This is a genomic window from Streptomyces sp. NPDC002577, assembly GCF_053594815.1.
The window spans coordinates 1-2436 of sequence record NZ_JBSFWK010000100.1; the positions used below are offsets into that span (position 1 = coordinate 1).

Sequence of the window (2436 nt, forward strand, 5' to 3'; positions counted from 1 at the left end):
CGGTGACCCGTCCTCGGGGGACACCACACAGACGTCGCGCACGGCGGAGACCTCGTCGCCTTCCGTCAATGTGCCGAAGCCCGTGATCCCGCAGGTCCCGGCCGCGCCGCAGGTACAGGCGCCGCCGGTCCAGGTCCCACCGCTGTCCCAGCCACAGTCGTCTCCGCAGGCGCCGGCGCCAACGGACACGCAGCAGACGCAGGACGAGGCCCCGACACAGCAGGCGCCGACGTCTTCGCAGGAGCCGGAGACGCAGACCCCGGTGGAGTCGGCTGCTGTGCCACAGGCGCTGCGCCGGTTCGTGGAGGAGCAGTTCGGCAAGCTGGACGAGCCGACGGCGCGTCGGCTCTGGGCGGATGCGTCGCGGATCACCGCGGAGCACAACCCGTTCGGGCTCACGGTCTCCGAGGGCGCCGGGGGGTTGCTGGAGCGCGACCCTGAGCAGTACTGGGCGACCATGCGAGTGGCGCAGGTGCTGCATCAGAACGAGGGTGCGCCGGACAGGGTCGACCAGGCGGTCGAGGTGGCCAAGAGCCTTGCCGTGCAGCGCGGTGTCGCCGTCGCGCAGGTCGGCCTGCAGGGCGGCGCTCCGGTCAGGGACATCGCCGGTTCCGCGCCCGACGGGGCGACCGCGTCGAGGCCCGCGTCCGGCATCGTGCACCCGTCACAGTTGTCTCCGGAGCAGCTGGACCAGTCGTTCGGCCCGGCTGTCCCCCCGAAGGTGATCAGGCCTGGGGATTCGGACGATGTCGGGGCGGTTCGCCTCAATCCGCTGTGGGTGCCTTTGGAAGAGGCGGATCCGCGGACGCTCACGGCGAACCCGACCGCCGACACCGCGTGGCTGTACTCGGTCCGCGAGGACGGCCAGGTTGTGCTCGGCAGTGAGACCGTCAGCACGCTGATGGGCGAGGAGCAGTTCTCGCAGCTGCTCGCCGGTATGCGCGAGCAGAACCCGGCGCTGACCGAGGAGGAGTTGAGGAGAAGCCTCGACACGGCGGGCCACCCCTCGGTCGCTCTGCGGTTCGCGGCGGACGAGCAGTCAGGGGGCCTCGGGACCACGCTCCCGGGCGCCGGACGGATCTCCGGGGAGCTGCGGTGGGACGCCGAACGAGGCTCCTGGACCGTGAACGACCAGTCCGGCCGGTACATGTCCTCGAAGGTCCGGCCAGACGTCACCAAGGAGCAGGTGACCGAGTGGCTCGCCAATATGGCCCGGCTCTTCAAGGAGCACCTGGGCGTCGAGGTGGTGCCGATCTCGGTGAAGCACGGGGCTCTCCCGGCGGCCACGGTAGCGCCGACCTCGGGGGGCGCTGCTGCTCCGGCGGACGCCGCGGGCCAGCCGCAGCAGGGGACCGGTCGCCAGGCAGGGCAGCAGGCTGGTCGGCGCGACACGCCCACCGACCCGGCGCTGGTCCAGTTCGCCGAGCGCGGCAAGGTGACCCGGCAGCTGTGGGCTGAAGCGTCGCGGATCACCGCGGAGCACAACCCGTTCGGGCTCACGGTCTCCGAGGGCGCCCGGGGGCTGCTGGAGCGCGACCCCGAGCAGTACTGGGCGACCATGCGGGTGGCGCAGGTACTGCACCAGAACGAAAGCGCGCCGGACCGGGGCGCCCAAGCCGTCGCGGCGGCAAGGGCCTTGGCCGCGGAGCGCGGCGCCGGCCCTGCGCGCGAGGGCCTGCTGGGTGGGGTCGCTGCCCGCATGGCCGACGTCGTAGAGGCGCCGCTGGTCCGCGACACCGCGGTCGTGGAGGCGCCCCTGGTCCGCGATGCCGGGGATGCCGGCGTGCCCCAGGCGGACTCCCTCAGGACCTTCCTGGCACAGCTCGACGGCACCGGTGCGTCTTCCAGCGGGGTGCGCTCGGACGTGCCGTCAGGAGAGGCTGTGTCGGGGGCCGGTGGTGTGGCGCCGGTTACCGATCTGGTGCCGGACGGCTCCCTTGCGCCCAGCACGGAGCGCGGCTTGCGGGCGCTGTACGCGGAGGAGACGTATGCCTCGACGGCCCGGGAGTTCGAGAAGCGGTTGGGCGCGTACGCGTTCCGCCAGCCGAGCGCGCTGGGGGCGGTTCGGCAGGGCGTGGCCCGCCTGTTCGACGTGCTCGCTCAGGCGCATCCCGACCTGAGCGAGCAGGAGATCGCGAAGGTCTTCTTCGCCGACAACGTGACGTCGGCGGGGCAGATCGGTGCCGACACCGGGCGGTCCGGTCTTGAAGAGCTGCTGGAGCAGGGCAGCGTGCGGGAGCTGATGAGGGCCTTCTTCAACGCGGCCATCGAGAACAGGTCTCCGGTGGCGTTGAAGTCGCTGCTCCGTGAGATCGCCGACTCCGGCGACTGGGCGAAGGCGGAACGCCTGGGCCTGGACATGCAGGCACTGCGTGACCAGGTGGCTTTCCTCAAGAGCGATCTGCGCGTCCGGCTGCGTGCCGCGGTCGAGCGGGT

At 71.9% G+C, this 2436-nt stretch carries 1 protein-coding gene and 1 pseudogene; one reads left to right on the plus strand and one right to left on the minus strand.

From position 1 onward, the window contains the following. Positions 1–189, minus strand: a 189-nt coding sequence (locus ACWD4J_RS43995) for a hypothetical protein (RefSeq protein ID WP_451401181.1), incomplete at its 3' end; no start/stop codon positions are given. An 88-nt stretch (positions 190–277) separates the two neighbouring features. Between ACWD4J_RS43995 and ACWD4J_RS44000 the strand changes: the two are divergent. Next, positions 278–2436: pseudogene (locus ACWD4J_RS44000) on the plus strand (hypothetical protein); the annotation flags it as partial.